The organism is Caballeronia sp. M23-90, assembly GCF_053574605.1.
The window spans coordinates 1-20,301 of the sequence record NZ_JBSIPA010000069.1 but is presented as its reverse complement, the minus strand read 5'-3'; the positions used below and the strand labels follow the sequence as shown (position 1 = coordinate 20,301).

The 20,301-nt window shown below is 60.1% G+C and carries 14 protein-coding genes, 2 tRNA genes and 1 pseudogene; 10 read left to right on the top strand and 7 right to left on the bottom strand.

All coding sequences use genetic code 11. From position 1 onward, the window contains the following. On the bottom strand, positions 1-2,281 hold a 2,281-nt coding region (gene rnr, locus ACRXB1_RS10110), incomplete at its 3' end, for a ribonuclease R (protein WP_449491929.1). A gap of 325 nt (positions 2,282-2,606) precedes the next feature. On the opposite strand from rnr, the gene ACRXB1_RS10105 reads away from it, so the two are divergent. From ACRXB1_RS10105 to ACRXB1_RS10090, 4 genes are all read left to right on the top strand, one after another. After that, positions 2,607-2,691: transfer RNA gene (locus tag ACRXB1_RS10105), tRNA-Leu, on the top strand. Between the two features lie 322 nt (positions 2,692-3,013). Next, entirely contained in the window at positions 3,014-4,081 is a 1,068-nt protein-coding gene (gene alr, locus ACRXB1_RS10100) for an alanine racemase (RefSeq protein WP_449491928.1), read from the top strand. A gap of 92 nt (positions 4,082-4,173) precedes the next feature. Next, a tRNA-Leu gene (locus tag ACRXB1_RS10095) sits at positions 4,174-4,258 on the top strand. Between the two features lie 171 nt (positions 4,259-4,429). After that, positions 4,430-5,116, top strand: a complete 687-nt coding sequence (locus ACRXB1_RS10090; protein WP_449491927.1) for a cation diffusion facilitator family transporter — start codon at positions 4,430-4,432, stop codon at positions 5,114-5,116. 20 nt (positions 5,117-5,136) lie between these two features. Here the strand turns inward: ACRXB1_RS10090 and ACRXB1_RS10085 are convergent, their stop codons facing one another. Then, the gene (locus ACRXB1_RS10085) at positions 5,137-6,678 is read right to left on the bottom strand and encodes a methyl-accepting chemotaxis protein (protein ID WP_174363228.1); all 1,542 of its coding nucleotides are present in this window, start codon (positions 6,676-6,678) and stop codon (positions 5,137-5,139) included. 324 nt (positions 6,679-7,002) lie between these two features. Between ACRXB1_RS10085 and ACRXB1_RS10080 the strand changes: the two genes are divergently transcribed. Next, the gene (locus ACRXB1_RS10080; RefSeq protein WP_449491926.1) at positions 7,003-8,100 is read left to right on the top strand and encodes a DNA alkylation repair protein; all 1,098 of its coding nucleotides are present in this window, start codon (positions 7,003-7,005) and stop codon (positions 8,098-8,100) included. Here ACRXB1_RS10080 and ACRXB1_RS10075 read toward each other — a convergent pair. Further along, on the bottom strand, positions 8,079-8,981 hold the full coding sequence (locus ACRXB1_RS10075; RefSeq protein ID WP_174363226.1) for a LysR substrate-binding domain-containing protein: 903 nt from the start codon (positions 8,979-8,981) through the stop codon (positions 8,079-8,081). The genes ACRXB1_RS10080 and ACRXB1_RS10075 overlap by 22 nt on opposite strands. A 232-nt stretch (positions 8,982-9,213) precedes the next feature. Continuing rightward, complete coding sequence (locus ACRXB1_RS10070; RefSeq protein WP_449491925.1) at positions 9,214-9,849, bottom strand: class I SAM-dependent methyltransferase; 636 nt, start codon at positions 9,847-9,849, stop codon at positions 9,214-9,216. 279 nt (positions 9,850-10,128) lie between these two features. Here ACRXB1_RS10070 and ACRXB1_RS10065 point away from each other — a divergent pair, with 279 nt between their 5' ends. Then, entirely contained in the window at positions 10,129-10,587 is a 459-nt protein-coding gene (locus tag ACRXB1_RS10065; protein ID WP_449491930.1) for a septal ring lytic transglycosylase RlpA family protein, read from the top strand. Between the two features lie 20 nt (positions 10,588-10,607). On the opposite strand, the gene mdeB is transcribed toward ACRXB1_RS10065, so the two are convergent. Then, a complete protein-coding gene (gene mdeB, locus ACRXB1_RS10060) occupies positions 10,608-13,328 on the bottom strand; it encodes an alpha-ketoglutarate dehydrogenase (RefSeq protein WP_449491924.1) in 2,721 nt (906 codons plus the stop codon). Between the two features lie 153 nt (positions 13,329-13,481). Between mdeB and ACRXB1_RS10055 the strand changes: the two genes are divergently transcribed. Then, on the top strand, positions 13,482-14,012 hold the full coding sequence (locus ACRXB1_RS10055) for an Lrp/AsnC family transcriptional regulator (protein ID WP_061999611.1): 531 nt from the start codon (positions 13,482-13,484) through the stop codon (positions 14,010-14,012). Positions 14,013-14,017: 5 nt separating this feature from the next. Here the strand turns inward: ACRXB1_RS10055 and ACRXB1_RS10050 are convergent, their stop codons facing one another. After that, positions 14,018-14,431: a MarR family winged helix-turn-helix transcriptional regulator gene (locus ACRXB1_RS10050; RefSeq protein ID WP_449491923.1), complete on the bottom strand. Its 414-nt coding sequence runs from the start codon at positions 14,429-14,431 to the stop codon at positions 14,018-14,020. Positions 14,432-14,489: 58 nt separating this feature from the next. Then, positions 14,490-14,999 (bottom strand): CBS domain-containing protein, encoded by a 510-nt coding sequence (locus ACRXB1_RS10045; RefSeq protein WP_449491922.1) that lies wholly within the window; start codon positions 14,997-14,999, stop codon positions 14,490-14,492. Positions 15,000-15,336: 337 nt separating this feature from the next. On the opposite strand from ACRXB1_RS10045, the gene ACRXB1_RS10040 reads away from it, so the two are divergent. The 3 genes and pseudogenes from ACRXB1_RS10040 to ACRXB1_RS10030 all read left to right on the top strand — a co-directional run bounded on the left by ACRXB1_RS10040 (position 15,337) and on the right by ACRXB1_RS10030 (position 20,138). Then, a complete protein-coding gene (locus ACRXB1_RS10040) occupies positions 15,337-16,563 on the top strand; it encodes an MFS transporter (protein ID WP_061999612.1) in 1,227 nt (408 codons plus the stop codon). A gap of 186 nt (positions 16,564-16,749) precedes the next feature. After that, a complete protein-coding gene (locus tag ACRXB1_RS10035; RefSeq protein WP_375507473.1) occupies positions 16,750-17,514 on the top strand; it encodes a TetR/AcrR family transcriptional regulator in 765 nt (254 codons plus the stop codon). Between the two features lie 120 nt (positions 17,515-17,634). After that, a pseudogene (locus ACRXB1_RS10030) lies at positions 17,635-20,138 on the top strand (acyl-CoA dehydrogenase). Positions 20,139-20,301 lie beyond the last annotated feature (163 nt).

Genomic DNA, 20,301 nt, shown 5'->3' with positions numbered 1-20,301 from the left:
TGCCCGCGTGCTCAACCGCCGCAGCCGGCGCCGATGAACGGCCGGGCGGCTTGACGGGTGTATCGCGGACGAGACGAAAGTCGATCTTGCGCGAATCCAGATCCACGCGGCTCACCTGCACGCGCACGCGATCCGACATGCGGTAACGGATGCCTGTGCGTTCGCCGCGCAACTCGTTCTTGATCTCGTCGTACTGGAAGTAGTCCGCACCGAGCTCGGTGATATGCACCAGCCCTTCGATGAACAACGAATCCAGTTGCACGAAAATGCCGAACGTCGTCACGCCGTTGACCATGCCGCCGTACTCTTCGCCAAGCTTGTCGCGCATGAAATAGCACTTGAGCCAGGCTTCCACGTCGCGCGAGGCTTCGTCGGCACGCCGTTCATTCGACGAACAATGCAGTCCGAGTTCTTCCCAGATCGCGACGTTGTTGCGTTGACGGCTGCGCGACTCGTCGTCGGACTTCTGCATGGCGCGTGCGGCTTTCGTCAATCCGGTGCTGAGCGTGACGTCGTGACCGACTTCAGGCTGGTACTTCTTGCCTTGCAGGATGGCGTAGATCGCGCGATGCGTGAGCAAATCCGGATATCGGCGGATCGGGCTCGTGAAGTGAGCATACGCTTCGTACGCGAGTCCAAAGTGGCCGATGTTGTCAGGGCTGTACACGGCTTGCTGCATGGAACGCAGCACCATGCTTTGCAGCATTTGCGCATCCGGCCGGTCACGAACCATCGCCATGAGCGCGGCGTAATCGCTTGCGTGCGGCTTCTCGCCACCGCCCAACGCCAGTCCCACGCCACGCAGGAACGCACGCAGATTCTCGAGCTTTTCGGGCGTAGGCCCGGCATGCACGCGATACAACCCCGGGTGCTTGTTGCGCTTCAGGAAATCCGCGGCGCAGACGTTCGCGGCCAGCATGCACTCCTCGATCAGCCTGTGCGCGTCGTTCCGGTGACGCGGCACGATCTGCTCGATCTTGCCCTGCGCGTTACATACGATATACGTCTCGGTGGTATCGAAGTCGATCGCGCCGCGCTTCTGGCGCGCCGCGTGCAGCGACTTGTACACGCCATAGAGATTCTGCAGTTGTGGCAGAAGATCAGCGCGCTTCGCAGCTTCGGGTCCCTTCGTATTGGTCAGGACAGATGCAACTTCCGTGTACGTCAACCGCGCCGCCGAATGCATCACAGCCGGGTAGAACTGGTACGCCTTGATCTCGCCACGCGCGGTGATCACCATGTCGCAGACCAGCACGCAACGATCAACCTGCGGATTCAGCGAACACAAGCCGTTGGACAGCTTCTCAGGCAACATCGGAATCACGCGGCGCGGGAAATACACCGACGTGCTGCGATCGAGCGCGTCCACGTCCAGCGCTTCATTCGGGCGCACGTAATGCGAGACGTCGGCAATCGCGACCAGCAAGCGAAAGCCTGTACCCCGACCAACATTCATGGGTTCGCAATACACGGCGTCGTCGAAGTCGCGTGCGTCTTCACCGTCGATGGTCACGAGCGGCACATCGCGCAAATCCACGCGATGCCGGATGTCAGCCGGACGCACTTCGTCGGGCAGCTTCGAGGCTTGCTCGAGCGCGCGATCGCTGAACTCGTGCGGCACGCCGTATTTGCGCACCGCAATCTCGATTTCCATGCCCGGGTCGTCGATATCGCCAATCACTTCGACCACACGCCCGAGCGGCTGCGAGTGACGGCTCGGAAAATCGGTGAGATCCACCGATACCACCTGCCCCACTTTCGCCTTCTTCGGGTTCTGCGTGATCAGGATGTCGTGACCGATGCGTTTGTCTTCGGGAACGAGAATCAGCGCGCCGTTTTCGCTGATCAGCCTGCCGATAATGCGTTTATTCGCGCGATCCGTGACTTCGACAATATGGCCTTCCGGACGTCCGCGGCGGTCATAGCCGACGATCCGCGCGAGCACGCGGTCGTTGTGCATGACTTTCTGCATTTCGCCGTTGGGCAAAAACAGGTCGTCCTGGCCGTCGTCGCGAATCAGGAAACCGAAACCGTCGCGATGGCCCTGGACCCGGCCCGCCACGAAATTCGAGGGATGCGTGAGCTGGTAGTAGCCGCGTTTGTCGAGACGGACCTGGCCGTCGCGCTCCATGGCTCCCAATCGCTTGAAAAATCCTTCGCGCTCCTGGCGCTTGATCGACAGAGCTTCAGCGATGTCGTTCGCAGCAAGCGGGGCTTCGCTCGTGCGCAACACGCCGAGAATTTCTTCGCGGCTCGGAATCGGATACGGATATTTGTTCAAGGGCTTATCGATGATCTCTTCTCGTCTAACTGAATGTCGCGGTTAATCGGGCAACGCACGGGTAACGCGCTCCGGGCTTCCCGTCCTGACTTTGCCCGCCGTCCTGAAAGCGGTGGGCCGGCGCGTTGCCGGGACGTTGCGCTTAACGTTGTTCCGGTTCGTTCACGAATAGTCTGCGAATCATTCTAACACCCGCAAACGAGGCCATATCGGCGCTTAAGCCATATGGACAATGGCTCGCGGCCCCGTTTTACTTTGGGTCTCAAAATGCTTGACAGGGCGACAAGCCCGGCTATAATTACGTTCTTTGCTGCATACGCACACTGCCCAGGTGGCGGAATTGGTAGACGCACATGGTTCAGGTCCATGCGCCGCAAGGTGTGGAGGTTCGAGTCCTCTCTTGGGCACCAAAAAGCTGAAGCAAGGCTTCGCGGTTCGTAGTAGAAGTTGATGCACATAGTTTCTGCTCCGCAAAAGCAGCCTTGTTTTACAAAAAGCCTTCCTTAACCGGAAGGCTTTTTCGTTTCCGGCTCCAAGCCCCAGTCACAACGACAGCTCGAATGTCAGTCGATACACCTGCGCAAGCGCATTAATACAAAAACAAAAACTGCGCGCGCCTCGTTACGATAGTGGCAATCCCTGCGATCCGGCGCTTCCGGTCCCGCCTGGCTTGCCTTCGGACAGAACGCGATCCGCCCCTGACGGTTTCTACTCCCCACCTACTCCTCTGCCATGCCACGCCCGATCTTCGCCGAAATCCACCCCAACGCCGTCAGGCACAATCTCGAAGTCGCCAGACAGAGAGTTGCCGGGGCGCGCATCTGGGGCATCGTGAAAGCGGACGCCTATGGTCACGGCATCGAACGGATTTATCCGGGGCTGGACGCGGCGGACGGCATCGGTCTGCTCGACCTGAACGAGGCAGTCCGCGTGCGCGAACTCGGCTGGAACAAACCGATTCTCCTGCTCGAAGGCATTTTCACGACAGAAGACGTGCAGATTGCCGATCGATACCGCCTGACCACCGCCGTCCATTGCGATGAACAACTCGCGCTGCTAGCGAGCTGCAAAGCAACGCGTCCCATCGATATCTATCTCAAGATGAACTCGGGCATGAACCGCCTGGGTTTTGCGCCGGACGTCTATCGCGCCGCGTGGGATCGCGCGCGCGAATGCATAATTATTGGAGAGATCACGCTGATGAACCACTTCGCCAACGCTGACGAAGGCGAAGTCGACTGGCAGATGGACCGCTTTGACGCCACCACCGCCGGCATGCCGGGACAACGCAGCCTCGCGAACTCGGCATCGGTGCTCTGGCATCCGCGCACGCATCGGGACTGGGTCCGCCCGGGAATCGTGTTGTATGGCGCGTCGCCGACGGGTATGGCCGAACATATCGCCGATGTGCCGCTTCAGGCGTCCATGACCCTGCGCAGCGAATTGATCGGCGTCCAGACACTGCGCGAGGGCGAAACCGTCGGATACGGGCGCACCTTCACGGCGCCGCACGCGATGCGTATCGGCGTGGTCGCGTGCGGTTATGCCGACGGATATCCACGGCACGCGCCAACCGGCACGCCGGTCGCGGTGGACGGCGTGAAGACGCGCCTGGTCGGACGGATTTCGATGGATATGCTGACCGTCGACCTCACGCCCGTTCCCGCCGCACGCGTGGGTTCGCGCGTGGAATTGTGGGGCGGCCAGATCCGCATAGACGATGTCGCGAGCAGCGCAGGCACGATCGGATACGAGCTGATGTGCGCGCTTGCGCGCCGCGTGCCGGTGGGTATCGTTTAGGGTCTTGAACAGCCGGCAACCGGCTATTTCTCACTCGCCCATTGACAGCGCGGGACGGTTGGCTACAATACCGGTCTTCGCTGTACCGCTTGGCCCAGGTGGCGGAATTGGTAGACGCACATGGTTCAGGTCCATGCGCCGCAAGGTGTGGAGGTTCGAGTCCTCTCTTGGGCACCAAAGATTCAGGCAGTAAGGAAACATCGAGAAACCCCGTGATGCTTTTGGCTCGCGGGGTTTTTTGTTGTCCGCTCGTTTCTGCCCGACTGCTTCCGTTCAACGCCTCCGTGTCATATCTTCGCCACGCGACGCGGTTACGGTGCTGTACCACCACAAAAAACAGTCCCCACGATGTCGTCGACGTCCGAGTACGGCCGCGAAAAGCATGACACTGCCTCTGCCTTCAGAGCAGCCCAAGCGAGTGTCCTTTTGAATGCGGTGCTGATGACGGTGCAGATCGTCATTGGATGGATGGCTTTTTCGGATGGACTGCTCGCCGACGGCGTTCATACCCTGGCCGATCTCGGCGCCGACGGCATGGTGCTGATCGCGTTGCGCCTGAGCGCAGCGGCAGCGCATCGCCGGGCAGGTTACGCATTCAACCAGTCCGATCGATATGAAACCGCGGGGTCCCTTCTCATAGCGATCCTGCTGATTGCAACCGGAATGCAAACGCTCTGGACGAGTCTCAGCCACATGAACGACGCTGGCAACGGCGCCTCCGTTCATGCAGCCGCACTCGTGGTTGCAGTGTTCGTGATCGTCGCCAAGGAGGCGCTGTTTCGCTACATCATGGGCGTGGCCAAACGCACCCGCTCGAGCGTTCTCGTTGCGAGCGCGTGGCATGCGCGCTCGGATGCGATATCGGCGTGTGTTGCCGTGCTTGGGATCCTGGGCAGCATGGCCGGCGTGCCGATGTCGGACCGCGTCGCCGCAGCGCTGATCGGATTGATGATTGCGCGCATGGGCTGGACGCTCGGCTGGAAAACGTTCAAAGGTTCCTTCGCGCGAACCGCCGCCGAAACGACCGGCCAATAGCTGACTGATTCAGGCGCGCCTCAAGCGATCCTGAACACCGCGACCGCCGCTTTCAGATGACGCGTTTGCTCATGCAGCGACGTCGCGGCAGCGGCCGCCTGCTCCACCAGCGCGGCGTTCTGCTGCGTCATTTCATCCATCTGGACGACCGCCTGATTCACTTGCTCGATACCCGTGCTTTGTTCAAGCGATGACGCGCTGATCTCGGCCATCATTTGCGTGAGGCGGGATATGGATGTCGATACTTCACGCATCGCCTCGCCGGCGCGTTCAGCGAGCGCGGAGCCGTCGTTCACTTGCGAAACCGATTCGCCGATCAGCGCCTTGATCTCCTTCGCCGATTGCGCGCTGCGTTGCGCAAGACCACGCACTTCACTTGCGACCACAGCAAATCCGCGGCCCTGCTCACCCGCACGCGCCGCTTCGACCGCCGCGTTCAGCGCGAGAATGTTGGTCTGGAACGCAATGCCGTCGATGACCGAAATGATCTCCGCGATCTTGTCCGAACTCTTCGCAATGCTGCTCATCTTCTCCACCACCTGATCGACCACGCCCGTGCCTCGTGAGGTCGCGGTCAACGCGTCGCCAGCGAGACTGTTGGCATCGCGAGCATGATCGGCGTTCTGGCGCACCGTGGCGGTCAGCTCTTCCATGCTCGACGCTGTTTCTTCAAGCGATGCCGCCTGGTTCTCCGTGCGTGCCGAAAGGTCGGCGTTGCCGGTGGCGATTTCATCGGCGCCGAGGTTGATGGAATCGGACGATTCGCGCACCGTCCTGACAGTATGCGCAACGCTTGCCTGCATCGCGGAGAGACTCGCGAAGAGACGGCCGATCTCGTTGCTGCCGCGATCGGCGATGCGCTCGTCGAGCTTGCCCTCTGCAATCTGTTCGAAGTGACGCCCCGCTTCTTCGAGCGGTGCGATCACACCCCGGCGCAACGCGATGTGAACCAGCACCACGCCCGCGACCAGCGCCACGAAAATCGCCAGACCGACGCCGCGGAAAAGGTTCAGGCGTGCATCGATGGAATCGAGATACGACTGGCTGGCGGCATCGCTGAAATTCGCGAAGGTTCGTTGTTCGGCGAGATAACGGTCCTGAAAACCTTGCGTAGGCTGATCGAGGAACGCCTGGATGTTGTTGCCATCGAGGAATTGCGCCAGTTCGCTCAGCGCGCCGTGATACGCCTTGAATTTTTCCTGCAATGCGATGGCGCGCGCCTGGTTTTCATCGCCGGTCTTGGGTGCGTTCAGGAACGCGCTGAACGATTTGTCGGCGAGCGTGAGTTGTTCGCGCGCGTGCTGGACAATCTCAACAGGTTCCGTGCCGCCACGGACCATGCGCGTGCCGGCGCGCGACAGGTTGATGCGGGCGTCCATCAGGCGTTGCGTGGTTTCGTTGACGGCGTTGGCCTGCCTGAGTGCGATGTCCGAGAGGTTGCTGACGTCGGCATGCGTGGAGGTAAGGGACCAGAAACCGAGGCCTTCGGTCAGGACCTGGAACAGGCAAAACACGGCGAGCACGAACAGCAGGCCGGATGAGACACTTATTTTTTTAAGCATGTTGACGACTCATTAAAACGAGATATTCGATGTTGTCCGCGTGCATCCCGGCCTTCCTGTCGATGAACCCGGTGAAACGCAGCCGATTGAACGCGATTCGCTGCGGCGAAGGCAGCGCGATGCGTCCCGATGAAGCGTGGATAGCGAGACACGTTCGCGGGAATAAGCGTCGAGTGGTCGAAGGCGAGATGGAACGTGCGTAGGGTGACGCCGGTATTAACGGCTAATCACAGCGATACTTGAGGCACGGTTCGCGCCTCCTGAAACAATCCGACAGGCGTTGCGGCTATGCTTTGCAATCCCTTCACCCAAAAAACGATAACGATGACGGTCACCGAAAACCCCGCGCTCAAGGAAATTTTCAACGAAGCCCGCTTTCGCCTGGCTGCACGAGAGGTCAAGGCGGTCCATCCTTCATTCGATACGCGCCGCTTTTTGAAGGTCGCGCTCGCGGACCTTGAAACCCTAAGCCTGATGCAACGCCTGCGCCGCATGACGCATGCATTGCACGCGACGCTTCCGGAAGATTTCAGCGAAGCGCTAAACATTCTTCGCGTGCTCGCACCGAACATGCAGCAAGGATTTTCGACGCTGGTTCTTCCCGATTATGTCGGGCAGTACGGCCGGGACGACTTCGAGCTTTCCATGGATGCGCTCAAGTACTTCACGGGATTCGGTTCGTCCGAATTCGCCGTCCGCGAGTTCCTGCGCCAGGACCTGAAGCGGGCGCTAGCCATCATGAAAGTCTGGTCGCGCGATGAAAGCGATCACGTGCGCCGGCTTGCAAGCGAGGGTTCACGCCCGCGCCTGCCCTGGTCGTTCCGGCTCGACGCCATCATGGCCGACCCGGCGCTCGCCGCCCCTATTCTGGAGAATCTGCGCGCGGACCCGAGCCTCTATGTGCGCAAGTCCGTCGCCAACCATCTCAACGATGTCACGAAGGTGCATCCTGAATGGGTCCTGGACCGGTTGAAGACGTGGCCCATCGATCAAGCGCATACCGCGTGGATCGCAAAACGTGCGTTGCGCTCGCTGATCAAGGACGGTAACGGCCGCGCGCTGGCGTTGATCGGCGCGGGCGGCACGCCCGAGGTCAAGCTGAGCAAGTTCATCGTTTCGCCGGCTGCGATAACGCTTGGTGAGCGGGTCACGTTGTCGTTCGAACTGGCATCGAAAAGCGATGAAAGCCAGCGCCTCGTGATCGACTACCGCATGCACTATGTGAAGAAATCCGGCGCAACAGCCGCGAAGGTCTTCAAGCTCAAGGAACTGACGCTCGACGCACGCCAGCGCGTTTCAATAGAACGCACGCAGAACATCCGCGACTTCACCACGCGCGTGCATTACGCCGGAAGGCATGATGTGGAGATCCTGGTCAACGGCGTATGCATGGCGAAGGGTTATTTCGATTTGACCTGTTGAACCTGAATCAGACCATCGACAAGCGCCCTTTCCGGCCGTTGCAGCGCGTCCAGATCGCGCACGACGATCAGAAGCTGGCGCGGCGCCCAACGATCGGTCAATTCCACGATCCGCACACCCAATGTTCCCCCATAACGCCGCGCCGCAGTGACCGGAACAATCGCGATTCCGGCTCCATGCTCCACCATGCAGCAGATGTTTTCAAAGGTCCGCATGCGCGCACGGAAATAGAAATTCTGCCCCGCGAACAACGCCTGCTCGCCGAGATATTCCGAGAGCGCGCTGCCCGCGCTCAGGCCGATGAAATCTTCCCCGACCACGTCCCTGAGCGCGACCTTGCGTTGGCCGCTCAATGCATGGTCACGCGCGACGATCAGCACGAGTTTATCGGTGGCGAACGGAAACGCCTGCAGCGAACCGTGCTCCACGGCGTCGGCCACGATACCGATTTCCGCCGAGCCGTTGAGCACCGCCTTGACGGTTTCAGCGCTTTGCCGCTCCTTCATATCGATGTGAACATTCGGGTGATCGCGAAGAAACTCGGCTAGCGGACGCGGCAGGAATTCGGTGACTGCAGCAGTGTTCGCCCATAGCCGGATGCGGGTCTTGCGGGCCTCGGAATGCTCGCCCAGTTCACCCTGCATGCGTTCGATTTGTGCAAGCACGAGCCGCGCGTGGTGCGCGAGTGTATCCCCGGCGGGGGTGGTCTCCACGCCTCGCCGACCACGCTCGAGCAGCGGCATGCGCAACGCCTCTTCCATGCCTCGCAGACGCGCGCTTGCAGATGGCAGCGACATGTTCGCCTGCGCTGCGCCATGTGTGATGCTGCCGGTTTCCAGCACGTAGAGAAAGAGGCGTAAGTCGATGAGGTCAAAGCGCATCGAGAGGATCGTTCGAGTGGATCAGCCTTAGTTATACCCTAAGGCACAGTTCGCATCATCCACATTGTGGTGGCTGGCAATCCCGGCAGAATGACATCGATTGATCCTCTGCTCGCAACTGGTCCAGGTTGCTTCTACTGCAGGTCTTCCAGAATCATCAGGAGATCCGACGCGATGTTGTCTCCACTACTCGAAACACTCGGCGCCCTGGCGATACTGCTGAGCCTTGCCGTCAACCTTCGCGCGTTGTTCGACCGGCATCGATAGCCGCTGCGGCCGCGGTGTTGCGAACAATCAGCCGATGCACCGTCTTGCCCGACGAAACGCTGGTCTGCTCGGTATCGGACAGGATGGCATGTTGCGCACCGAGCTGATCGAGGACCACTTGTTTATTGAAAGCGGCGTACAGGCGGCCGGTTTTGTCGCGTTGCGATGCGTGTTGCGTGACCCGCCAGCTCAGGTAAAGCGTGCCGCCGGGACGCAGCAGATCGAGCAGACTGCGTACCGCGTCGGGAAGCGTTTCAGGTTCCAGGTGCATGATCACCGTCTCGCACAGGACGTTCTCATAGACGCCCCTTTCAACGCCGGCGAGATCCGGGAGCGCGGCGAAACTGAAGCGAATCTCCGGGTGCGTTGCACGTGCGTGTTGCAGCAGGCTTTCGGATGCATCGAAGCCGTGTGCGTCGTAACCGTTCGCCACGAGCCACGCAACTTCGCGGCCGGAACCACAACCTATATCGACGGTCGGTCCGGGTTTGAAATGATGTCGCAGCAAGTCGTACATGTCGACAGGCGCCGCTTGCTCGTGCCATTCCTTCGCGAAGCCGGCAGCGTCGGTGTCGTAAGCCTGTAAGGTTTGTTTGTCCATTCTCGCGTGTCCGTTTGTCTTGATAGCGTTTCGCGAACCTCTGCGCTGATGAGCGACGCGTTGTTGATTGACGCAATTATGTACGACACCGCACATACACCCCGCATCGACGTGCGAACCTTTCGAGAGCGCGTGCGTCCGCCGAATCTCGGCGCCATTTTCGCCGAATTGGACGTCCAATGCTTTTGACAGGCAAAAGGGGAGCAGTAATTGAAGATCGACTTTTGTGCCGCCCGTTCAAAACCACAGCGAAGACACAGGCTTCAACCGCTTCTACTCGTGATCGTGTCGTGTTGCGTGAGCACCGCGCTTCACGCGACAGAAGCAGCATCGAGTGTTGCCCGCGAGTCGAGCGCGAAGGGAGCCCATCATAAAAATCTCGATCGCACCGGCAAGGCACGAAAGGGAACGGCTTCGTACTACGGCCGAAATTTCTACTCGAAAAAGATGGCTGATGGTACGCCGATGAACCCCCAATCCAATGTCGCCGCGAGCAAGACCTTGCCGCTAGGCACCAAGGCCCGTGTCACGAATTTGGAAAACGGCAAAACCGAGGTGATCGAAATCCGGGATCGCGGCCCTTACGTGAAGGACCGGATCGTCGACGTGTCGCCCAAGACCGCCGATAAACTCGGCTTGAAGGAAAACGGCACCGCTCCTGTCGAGGTCAAGCCCGTGGAAGTCCCGCAACCCGACGGCAGCGTGAAGCCCGGCGCCGGCGCAGCGGGTAGCCAGTAGTGTTGTTTAGATCGTGCCGCTTACCGTTGCCAGGGCGCAGCCTGCCCCTTGCCCGCTTTCCCATACTTCTGCGAAGCCGCGCGCACCACTGACATATCGATTTCGCCTTCGTCTGCAAGCGCCTTTAGCGCAGCAATGACGATCGACGCACGATCCACCTCGAAGAATTCGCGCAACGCCTGACGTGTGTCGCTGCGACCGAAACCATCGGTGCCCAGAGCCACGTAACGTCGCGGCACGTATGCACGAATCAGTTCAGGCACGGCGCGCACATAATCAGTCGCCGCAATCACCGGACCGCGCGACGATCCCAGCGCCGTCGTGACGTAAGGCGCAGGCACATCCTCTCCAAGCCGCGCCAATCGTTCGGATGCCATACCATCGCGTTGCAGCTCGGTGAAACTCGTCACGCTCCACACCGCCGCATCGATCTCCCAGTCCTCATGCAACATCCGCTGCGCCGCGATCACTTCGCCGAGGATCGCGCCGGCGCCGAGCAATTGCACCCGCGCCAAACCGTCCGATCCAGTCGCGAGCGGATACATGCCCTTCAGAATCCCCTCGCGCACAAGCGCGAGATCGCCGCCGGGCACCGACGGTTGCGCGTAGTTCTCGTTCATCGCCGTGATGTAGTAGAAGACGTCGTGCTGGCGCTCGACCATTTCGCGCATGCCTTCATCGACAATCGCCGCAAGCTCGTACGCGAACGCGGGGTCGTAAGCGCGGCAATTCGGTATGGTCGATGCCACCAGATGGCTGCTGCCATCCTGATGCTGTAGCCCCTCGCCGCCGAGCGTCGTCTTGCCTGCCGTTGCGCCGATCAGGAAGCCGCGCGCACGCTGGTCAGCTGCTGCCCAGATGATGTCGCCAATACGCTGGAAGCCGAACATGGAGTAGTAGATGTAGAACGGCAGCATGGGCAGATCGTGCACGCTGTAAGAAGTCGCGGCGGCAATCCACGACGACATCGCGCCCGCCTCCGAAATGCCCTCTTCCAGAATCTGCCCCTTCGTGTCCTCGCGGTAATAAAGCATGGACCCGAGGTCTTCCGGCTCATATAACTGGCCAAGCGGCGAATAGATGCCGACCTGGCGGAACATGTTCGCCATGCCGAAGGTACGGGCTTCGTCGGCGACGACCGGTACCACGCGCGAACCGAGCAACGGGTCCTTCATCAGGCTGCCGAACATGCGCACGATCGCCATGGTCGTCGACATCTCCTTGCCGGCGGCATCGAGCGCGAACTGGCCCCAGCTCGAAATGGAAGGTACGACCAATCCCTTCGATGCCACCCTGCGCCGCCGCGGCAGATACCCGCCAAGCGAACCACGTCGTGCGTGGAGATATTGCATCTCGGGGCTGTCGTCGGCGGGCTTGTAGAACTTCACCGCCTCGACATCCGCGTCGGAGAGCGGCAAACGGAAACGATCGCGAAATGCCTTGAGGTCATCGAAGCCGAGCTTCTTTTGCTGGTGCGTCGTCATGCGGCCCTGGCCCGATGTCCCCATGCCAAAGCCCTTCATGGTCTTCGCGAGAATCACGGTCGGCTGGCCGCGGTGCCCAAGCGCCTTCGCGTACGCTGCGTGAAGCTTGCGCACGTCGTGACCGCCGCGGCGCAAGCGGTCGATGTCTTCATCGCTTAAATGCGATGCCAGCGCGGCAAGCTCCGGGTTCTGGCCGAAGAAACGCTCGCGGTTGTACGCGCCGTCGTTCGCGGAGAACGTCTGGAACTGGCCGTCGACGGTATGCGCGAATGCACGTAACAACGCGTTACCCTGGTCGCGCGCGAACAGCGCATCCCAGTCCGATCCCCACAGGACCTTGATCACGTTCCAGCCCGCGCCGATAAACTGCGCTTCGAGTTCATCGATGATGCGGCCATTGCTGCGCACCGGGCCATCGAGCCGCTGCAGGTTGCAGTTGATCACGAAGACGAGGTTGTCGAGCTGTTCGCGCGAGGCCAGGGACAACGCGCCGATCGACTCGGGCTCGTCCATTTCTCCGTCGCCGAAAAAGCCCCAAACCTTCCTGTCCTGCGTTTTTGCGAGACCACGGTTGTGCAGATAACGCATGAAGCGCGCTTGATAGATCGAGTTGATCGGACCAATCCCCATGGAACCGGTCGGGAACTGCCAGAAGTCGGGCATGAGCCACGGATGCGGATATGAACACAACCCCGGCCCCGCGATTTCCTGCCTGTAATGCTCGAGATGCTCTTCGCTCAGGAAACCTTCAAGGTACGCACGCGCATAAACGCCGGGCGACGAATGCGGCTGAAAATACACGAGATCGCCACCCGTGCCTTCCCCGGCATCGGGCGCGGCCGCGCGGAAGAAATGGTTGAAGCCGACTTCGAACAGATCCGCCGCCGATGCATAACTCGCAATGTGGCCGCCCAGTTCACCGTATGCCTTGTTCGCACGCACGACCATGGCGAGCGCATTCCATCGCAGTGCGGCGGCAAGCTTCTCTTCGATCTCCAGATTGCCCGGATATCGGGGCTGCTCGGCGAGCGGGATGCTGTTGGTGTAAGGCGTGACTCGCGCCCGCGATGACTCGATTCCGATCGACAACGCGTGCTCCGCGAGCCGGTCGTACAAATACTGAGCACGGTCACGGCCGACATGTTCCGTGACCGCGTCCAGCGCCTGCAGCCATTCGGCGGTTTCGGCCGGATCGCTGTCGTCGCGTCCCCGCGAAATGGAAATCAGATGTTCGGTTCCGCTGGATAAATCGGTCATGGCGTGGCTCCGCGTTTCGATAGGGACAAGTCCGCTGCATATCACTACAGCTTAGCTACCGTTGCACAGAATGTGCCTCTGATTTGCATTTCAGGCGGTCTACGGATAGTGTAATTATTCTGCGCCGTCCCACTTTTCCAGAATATTCGAGTTATGACGACATCGCCTAAACGCCTGGACCGGATCGACATCGGGATCCTGAACCAATTGCAGCAGAACGCGCGCATTACCAATGCCGAGCTGGCGCAGGCGGTGAACCTGTCGCAGACGCCATGTTTCAACAGGGTTCGCGCGCTCGAAAAACTGGGCCTTTTCAAGCAGCAGGTGACGCTGCTCAACCCTGAGTTGCTCGGCTTGCGCATCAACGTGTTCATTCAGGTGAGTCTGGCGAAGCAGGACGAAGACGCGCTGCGGCAATTCGAAGAAGCGATCAGCGAACGGCCCGAGGTCATGGAGTGCTATCTGATGACGGGTGATGCCGATTACCTGTTGCGCGTTATGGTGCCGGACATTCAGGCGCTGCAGCGGTTTATCGTGGAGAGGCTGACGAAGATTCCAGGGGTATCGAACATTCGGTCGAGCTTTGCGCTCAAGCAGGTGCGGTACAAAACGGCGCTGCCGTTGCCATCGGCGGGCATGACGCTTCAAGACCCCGACGAAGGCGCCGATACCGAATGGAGCTAGCCGCTTCATAGATCGATCTGCGGGACACGAAACGAACTCGTCAAGGACCGGAGTTCCGCGCGATGCAGCTCCGCCAGTCGCGCAAGCAGTTTCTCGCCGGTCTTGAGCAGGTGCACTTCAACCTGACGGCGGTCGGTCTCGCTGGCCTCCCGCTTGACGAGCTTCAGCGCTTCGCATCGTGAGACTAACGCTACAACGCCATGATGTTGCGCCTGGAGCCGTTCCGCCAGCTCGCCAATGGTCGCCCATTCGCGCTCCGGATAACCCTTGATATGAAGCAGCAGCAAGTACTGCAGTGGCGTGATGCCTTCGCTTTGTGCGGCTTGCTCGGAGAATCGCTCGAAGCGGCGCATCTGGTAGCGGAACTCCGATAGCTGCTCGAAGTCGGTTTTGACCAAGGCGCGAGTCCGTTCTGTCATCGGTGATCCGTCGCGCAGCTAAACCGAATATATAGCAGGACTCGCTGCCGGATTCGCATCAGCCCGTGGCCGTCTCACTCGCGCGCGTTTGGTCTGCATAAGCCTGCCGATACAAACCCGCGAGCAGATCCGACTGCGTGATCATTCCTGCAAGCTTTTTGTCGGCGTTGAGCACGGGAATGTGATGATGGCCCCAGGCCGCGAAGATCGGCACCAGGTCGGCAATAGACGCGGTTGCCTCGACAGTGCGAACGTGGTGGCTCATCAGTGAACGCACCAAGGGCAGCGGAGCTGTGCTGCGCTTCAACCAGCGCGGCGAGATGCTCGACACGTCGAAGGCGGTGGCGGCACTGTACTTGTCCATCAAATCCGAGCGCGTCACGATACCGATGACCCGATCTGCGTCGTCGATCACCGGGAGCGCCTTGACATCGTGGCGCTTGAGCAAGTCCCGGGCAGACGTCGCGGGCGCAGACGCCACGACCGTGAGAACGGGGCTAGACATGATGTCCGCACACGCCAGATCGCGAAACAAGCGCGCGTACGCGAGCATTTGCGTGTCGCGCATCAGCGATTCGAAATCGTCCGGGTCGATGTCCAGAAGTTCGTCGCGCTGGTTGAGAGCGGCTTGAATGTATTGATTAATACAAAATCAATTCAAAATACTTTCAATATATTTAAACCGCTGAATACCTCGAAAGCCATCCGATTGCCCCGCGGTGTATTCCGCTCACAGAATTACCGGGGTTAATACCAATCCGGCCGATCGTTTCAAGCATCCGCTTAAACAGCGGCGTACACTTCCTCGTGCCGACGCAAGCCGGGCGCCTTATGCGGCGCGGCGCAAAGGAGACCGCGGCCTCGTCGTTCTTTTAATTAGATTACGCGAATAGGGGAATACGGCAATGAGCTGGACGCGAGAACAAAGGAACGTGACGATAGCGGCCTATTTGGGCTGGACACTCGACGCCTTCGATTTCTTTCTGATGGTTTTCATACTGAAAGATATTGCCGCCGAGTTTCATACAAAGATTCCGGAGGTCGCATTCGCGATTACCTTGACGCTCGCAATGCGTCCCATAGGCGCATTGATCTTTGGCCGTCTCGCTGATAAATACGGCCGCCGTCCCACGCTGATGATCAACATCGCGATCTATTCACTGCTCGAGTTATTGTCCGGCTTCTCTCCAAACCTCTTCACGCTGCTGGTACTGCGTTCGCTGTTCGGCATTGCGATGGGCGGCGAATGGGGTGTAGGTTCTGCCCTCACCATGGAAACGGTGCCGACCAAAGCGCGCGGATTCGTTTCCGGCCTCTTGCAAGCGGGATATCCAAGCGGTTATTTGCTGGCCTCGATCGTGTTCGGCGTTGCCTATCAATATGTCGGCTGGCGCGGCATGTTTTTCATCGGCGTGGCCCCGGCTCTCCTGGTCCTTTACGTGCGTGCGCATGTACCTGAATCGCCCGCATGGAAAGCGATGGAGAAGCGGCCTCGGCCAAGTTTGCTGAAGACACTCAAGCAAAACTGGCAACTGTCCGTCTATTCCATCATCCTGATGACGGCATTCAATTTCTTTTCGCACGGCACCCAGGATCTTTACCCCACCTTCCTGCGCGAGCAACATCACTTCGATCCCCATACGGTTTCGCTGATCACCATCGTCCTGAATATCGGCGCGATTTGCGGCGGCCTTTTCTTTGGGTCGATGTCCGAAAAAATCGGGCGTCGATGGGCAATTTTCATCGCCGCGCTGATCGCATTGCCGGTGTTGCCGCTGTGGGCATTTTCGAGCGGTCCGGTTGCGCTCGCGGCCGGCGCATTTCTCATGCAGATATCGGTACAGGGCGCGTGGGGTGTCATCCCCGTTCATTTGAACGAGATCTCCCCCGACGAAATCCGCGCCACCTTCCCTGGACTCATCTATCAACTGGGGAACTTGCTGGCATCGGTGAATGCGACCATGCAGGCGTCGATTGCCGTCAAGAACGGGGATAACTATGGACTCGCAATGGCGCTCGTCGGCGGCACGGTCGCCGTGGTGATCGCTGCGCTGATTTTCTTCAGCCGCGAAAGGCGAGGTATCGACATGACCGAATCCGCCGAGCAGGTAGTGGCACGCGCTTCCACTTAAGCTTCCCTATAGGCTTCCATAAGGCTTCCAGCTCCTTCCGGGGTGCCGTCCGGCACCCCGCTTTCTGCTCCCCTTCGCCGCACGATCGTTCTCTTTCTAGAGAGCACGCTCCATTAAATGGCTTGTCCATCTGGCCAAAGGTTTTTATCTTCGGTTAAACGCCCGTTTCAATCAGAGGCCAAGACTATTCCGGAGACGCCAGTGCCCAGTCGTTCCATCCCGTCCATTCGCCCCGCCGACACCAAGACCCGGCTGCTCGATGCAGCCGAAGCGCAGTACATCGACTCGGGCTACGAGGCCATGTCATTGCGCTATATCACGGCGCGCGCGAACGCCAACCTTGCTGCAGTGAACTACCACTTCGGCGGCAAGGACGCGCTGATCCACGCCATGCTGACGCGGCGTCTCGACGGTCTTAACCGCAATCGCCTCGTGTTGCTTGAACGCTTCCAGTCGATGCACGGCGCGCAACTCACATGCGAACACATTCTCGGCGCGATGTTCATTCCGGCGTTGCAGCAGTCGCGTTGCCCTGAGCGAAGCGGCCCGGCGTTGCTGCGTCTGCTCGGACGCGCGTACACGGACCCGTCGCCGTTCATTCGAGCTTACCTGCGCACGATGTACACCGACGTCGCCGAACGTTTCTTCTGCGCCTTCCAGAGCGTGCTGCCCCACTTGCCGCGCGAAGAACTCGGCTGGCGGTTGCACTTCTGCATTGGATCGCTATCGGGCATTCTCGCTGGTGCCGACACGAACAGCCTGATCGATGACTTTACGCAGGGGCGGCGCCTCGAAGATCCGCAATTAATAGGACGTCTTGCGCTCATCATGGTGGCGGCGCTCAAGGCGCCGCAAGCCGTGACACGCGAGATGTGTCCGTTCCAGTCGATGTTCGCCGAATGCAACGCGGCGCCGATCGATACGAAGGAACCGCAACCAGCGTTGGCCTGAAACGCGGACCGAAAGACGGGTACACAATGTGCTGATGAATGTGTATTTGGCGCACTGGCACACTGGTTCTCCGTCGTCACCGCGTGACCCGAGCATCGGACACTATCAGGAGAGGTCGTCATGACAGCCAGCTTCGTGATTGCATTGTTCATAGTGAGCGGCGCGTTGATCTATATCCAGGCGCCAGCGACCGCATGGCTCGTGTGGGCCTTGATCTGGATCGCGGCCGGATGGCTCGCCGGCATCGCCGGGCCGGTTGTCACCACGCTTCTCGCCATCGTTTTTGTGGTGCCCGCGTTAATACTCGCAATCAAGCCGCTGCGCCGCGTGATCCTGACCCGATCCATCTTTGATCTCTTCCGCAAGATCCTCCCGCAGATGTCCCCGACCGAACGCGACGCCATTGAAGCGGGAACGGTCTGGTGGGACGCGGCGCTTTTCTCGGGACGCCCCAAGTGGGACACGCTGCTTGAAACCGGCGCGCCGGTCTTGACGGCGGAAGAACGCGATTTCATCGAAGGGGAATGCACCCAGCTCTGCGATATCGCCAATGACTGGGAAACGACCGCCGTCTGGCAGGATCTCTCGCCAGCAGCGTGGGCGTTCATCAAGTCAAAGGGCTTTCTCGGCATGATCATTCCGAAGCAGTACGGCGGCAAGCAGTTCTCCGCCTATGCCCATTCACAAGTGATCATGAAGCTCGCCACGCGTTGCTCGGCTGCCGCCGTTTCCGTGATGGTGCCGAACTCGCTCGGTCCTGCCGAGCTGCTGATGCACTACGGCACGCAAGCGCAAAAGGACCACTATTTGCCGCGTCTCGCGCGTGGCGATGAAATCCCCTGCTTCGCGCTGACCAGTCCTTATGCGGGATCGGACGCGGCTGCGATTCCGGATATCGGCATTGTGTGCAAGGGTGTGTTCGAAGGCCGCGAGACGCTCGGCTTCCGGGTGACCTGGGAAAAGCGTTACATCACGCTTGGGCCCATCGCAACCGTACTCGGTCTTGCGTTTCGTGCGCTCGATCCCGACCATCTTCTTGGCCCCGCCGATGAACCAGGCATCACCTGCGCGCTCATCCCGACCAAGCATCCCGGAGTCAACATCGGGCGTCGTCACTGGCCCTTGAATGCGGTGTTCCAGAATGGGCCGAACTGGGGCCACGACGTGTTCATTCCAATGGACTGGGTCATCGGCGGACGCGATCAAGTGGGCAACGGCTGGCGCATGCTGATGGAATGTCTCGCGGCGGGACGGGCGATTTCGTTGCCGTCGTCGAATGTGGGGATGGCCAAGCTCGCCGTCCGCGGGACGGGCGCGTATTCGGCGGTGCGCCGGCAGTTCCGTACTGCGATCGGCAAGTTCGAGGGCGTGCAGGAAGCGCTCGGACGCATGGGCGGCAACCTTTATGTGATGGACGCGGCGCGGCGCTTGTCGGCGCAAGCGGTGGATCTGGGCGAGAAACCATCGGTGATATCGGCGATCGCAAATATCACATCACCGAACGCGCGCGCAAAGTCATCAACGACGGCATGGACGTGGTCGCAGGAAAAGGCATCTGCATGGGGCCATCTAATTTCCTGGCTCGCGCATATCAGCAAGTGCCCATTTCCATCACCGTGGAAGGCGCGAACATTCTCACGCGCAGCCTGATCATCTTCGGTCAGGGCGCGATACGTTGTCATCCGTACGTGCTCAGGGAGATGGCCGCAACACGGGATTCGGACCGGGCCAAAGGCCTGCGCGATTTCGATAACGCCTTCTTCGGCCACGCCAGTTTCACGGCATCGAACATGGTGCGCAGCCTTGTATTCGCGCTGGGCGGCAGCGTGCTGATTCCGAAACCCGCCCGCGCCGATGCACGTCTTGTGCCCTACTATCGCGCATCGACACGCATGGCGACGGCGTTTGCCCTGCTCGCCGATGTCTCGATGTTCGTGCTCGGCGGCGAACTGAAGCGGCGAGAGCGTTTGTCGGCAAGACTCGGCGATATCCTCTCGCAGCTTTACCTGATCTCGGCGACGCTCAAGCGTTTCGAAGACGACGGCCGCCGCGACGCCGATCTCCCGCTCGTGCGATGGGGCGTCGAAGATGCGCTGCATCAGGCGCAATCTGCTTTCGATGCTGTGTTGTCAAACTACCCGAACCGCGTCGCTGCAGGCCTCGTGCGCGTGCTCGCATTCCCGTTCGGCCTGCCACATCGCGTGCCGGGCGACCGGCTCGGAACACTGATTGCCGAGTTGATGACCACGCCCGGCGAAGCGCGCGAACGCCTGATCGCGGACTCATATGCGCCTGATGCGAGCGTCGACCCGATTGGTTACGGCGAGCTGATGTTCGCGCTCAATCCGCGATACGCTCAGATCGAGCTCAAGCTGCGCGACGCGGTCAAATCAAAACACATTCCGCCGATGCCCCAAAGCCTGCCCGACCTCGATGCCTGGGCGGCAGATTGCAAAGCGAAGGGTTTTATCGATGCAGAAGAAGCTCAGGTACTCTCCGACTACGCGCGTTACGGCGTGGAAGTCGTGAAGGTGGACGACTTCGGAGCGGATTTCGGTATGCTCGATGCGTTGCAAAAACGCCATGAGGCGCTCGCGAACGAGCCGGAGGCAATCCCGGCATGATCCCGAATGCATCTAAAGCACTTAATACACCTTAATGCACGCGCCCAGGCGCACATCAGGCAGTGATGACAGACCGTTATCTCGACTTCGTCAACAAACCGTTCGGCGCGAGCGTCGCACGTTCCATCGGGCTGCCCCGGCCGGAAGTGCTGCGGCGGCATGA

Bases quoted from the DNA above. Each gene is read 5' to 3' on its own strand.
- alr (WP_449491928.1), top strand. From the start codon at position 3,014: ATGCCACGCCCGATCTTCGCCGAAATCCACCCCAACGCCGTCAGGCAC.
- ACRXB1_RS10090 (WP_449491927.1), top strand. From the start codon at position 4,430: ATGTCGTCGACGTCCGAGTACGGCCGCGAAAAGCATGACACTGCCTCT.
- ACRXB1_RS10085 (WP_174363228.1), bottom strand. From the start codon at position 6,678: ATGCTTAAAAAAATAAGTGTCTCATCCGGCCTGCTGTTCGTGCTCGCC.
- ACRXB1_RS10080 (WP_449491926.1), top strand. From the start codon at position 7,003: ATGACGGTCACCGAAAACCCCGCGCTCAAGGAAATTTTCAACGAAGCC.
- ACRXB1_RS10075 (WP_174363226.1), bottom strand. From the start codon at position 8,981: ATGCGCTTTGACCTCATCGACTTACGCCTCTTTCTCTACGTGCTGGAA.
- ACRXB1_RS10070 (WP_449491925.1), bottom strand. From the start codon at position 9,849: ATGGACAAACAAACCTTACAGGCTTACGACACCGACGCTGCCGGCTTC.
- mdeB (WP_449491924.1), bottom strand. From the start codon at position 13,328: ATGACCGATTTATCCAGCGGAACCGAACATCTGATTTCCATTTCGCGG.
- ACRXB1_RS10055 (WP_061999611.1), top strand. From the start codon at position 13,482: ATGACGACATCGCCTAAACGCCTGGACCGGATCGACATCGGGATCCTG.
- ACRXB1_RS10050 (WP_449491923.1), bottom strand. From the start codon at position 14,431: ATGACAGAACGGACTCGCGCCTTGGTCAAAACCGACTTCGAGCAGCTA.
- ACRXB1_RS10045 (WP_449491922.1), bottom strand. From the start codon at position 14,999: ATGCGCGACACGCAAATGCTCGCGTACGCGCGCTTGTTTCGCGATCTG.
- ACRXB1_RS10040 (WP_061999612.1), top strand. From the start codon at position 15,337: ATGAGCTGGACGCGAGAACAAAGGAACGTGACGATAGCGGCCTATTTG.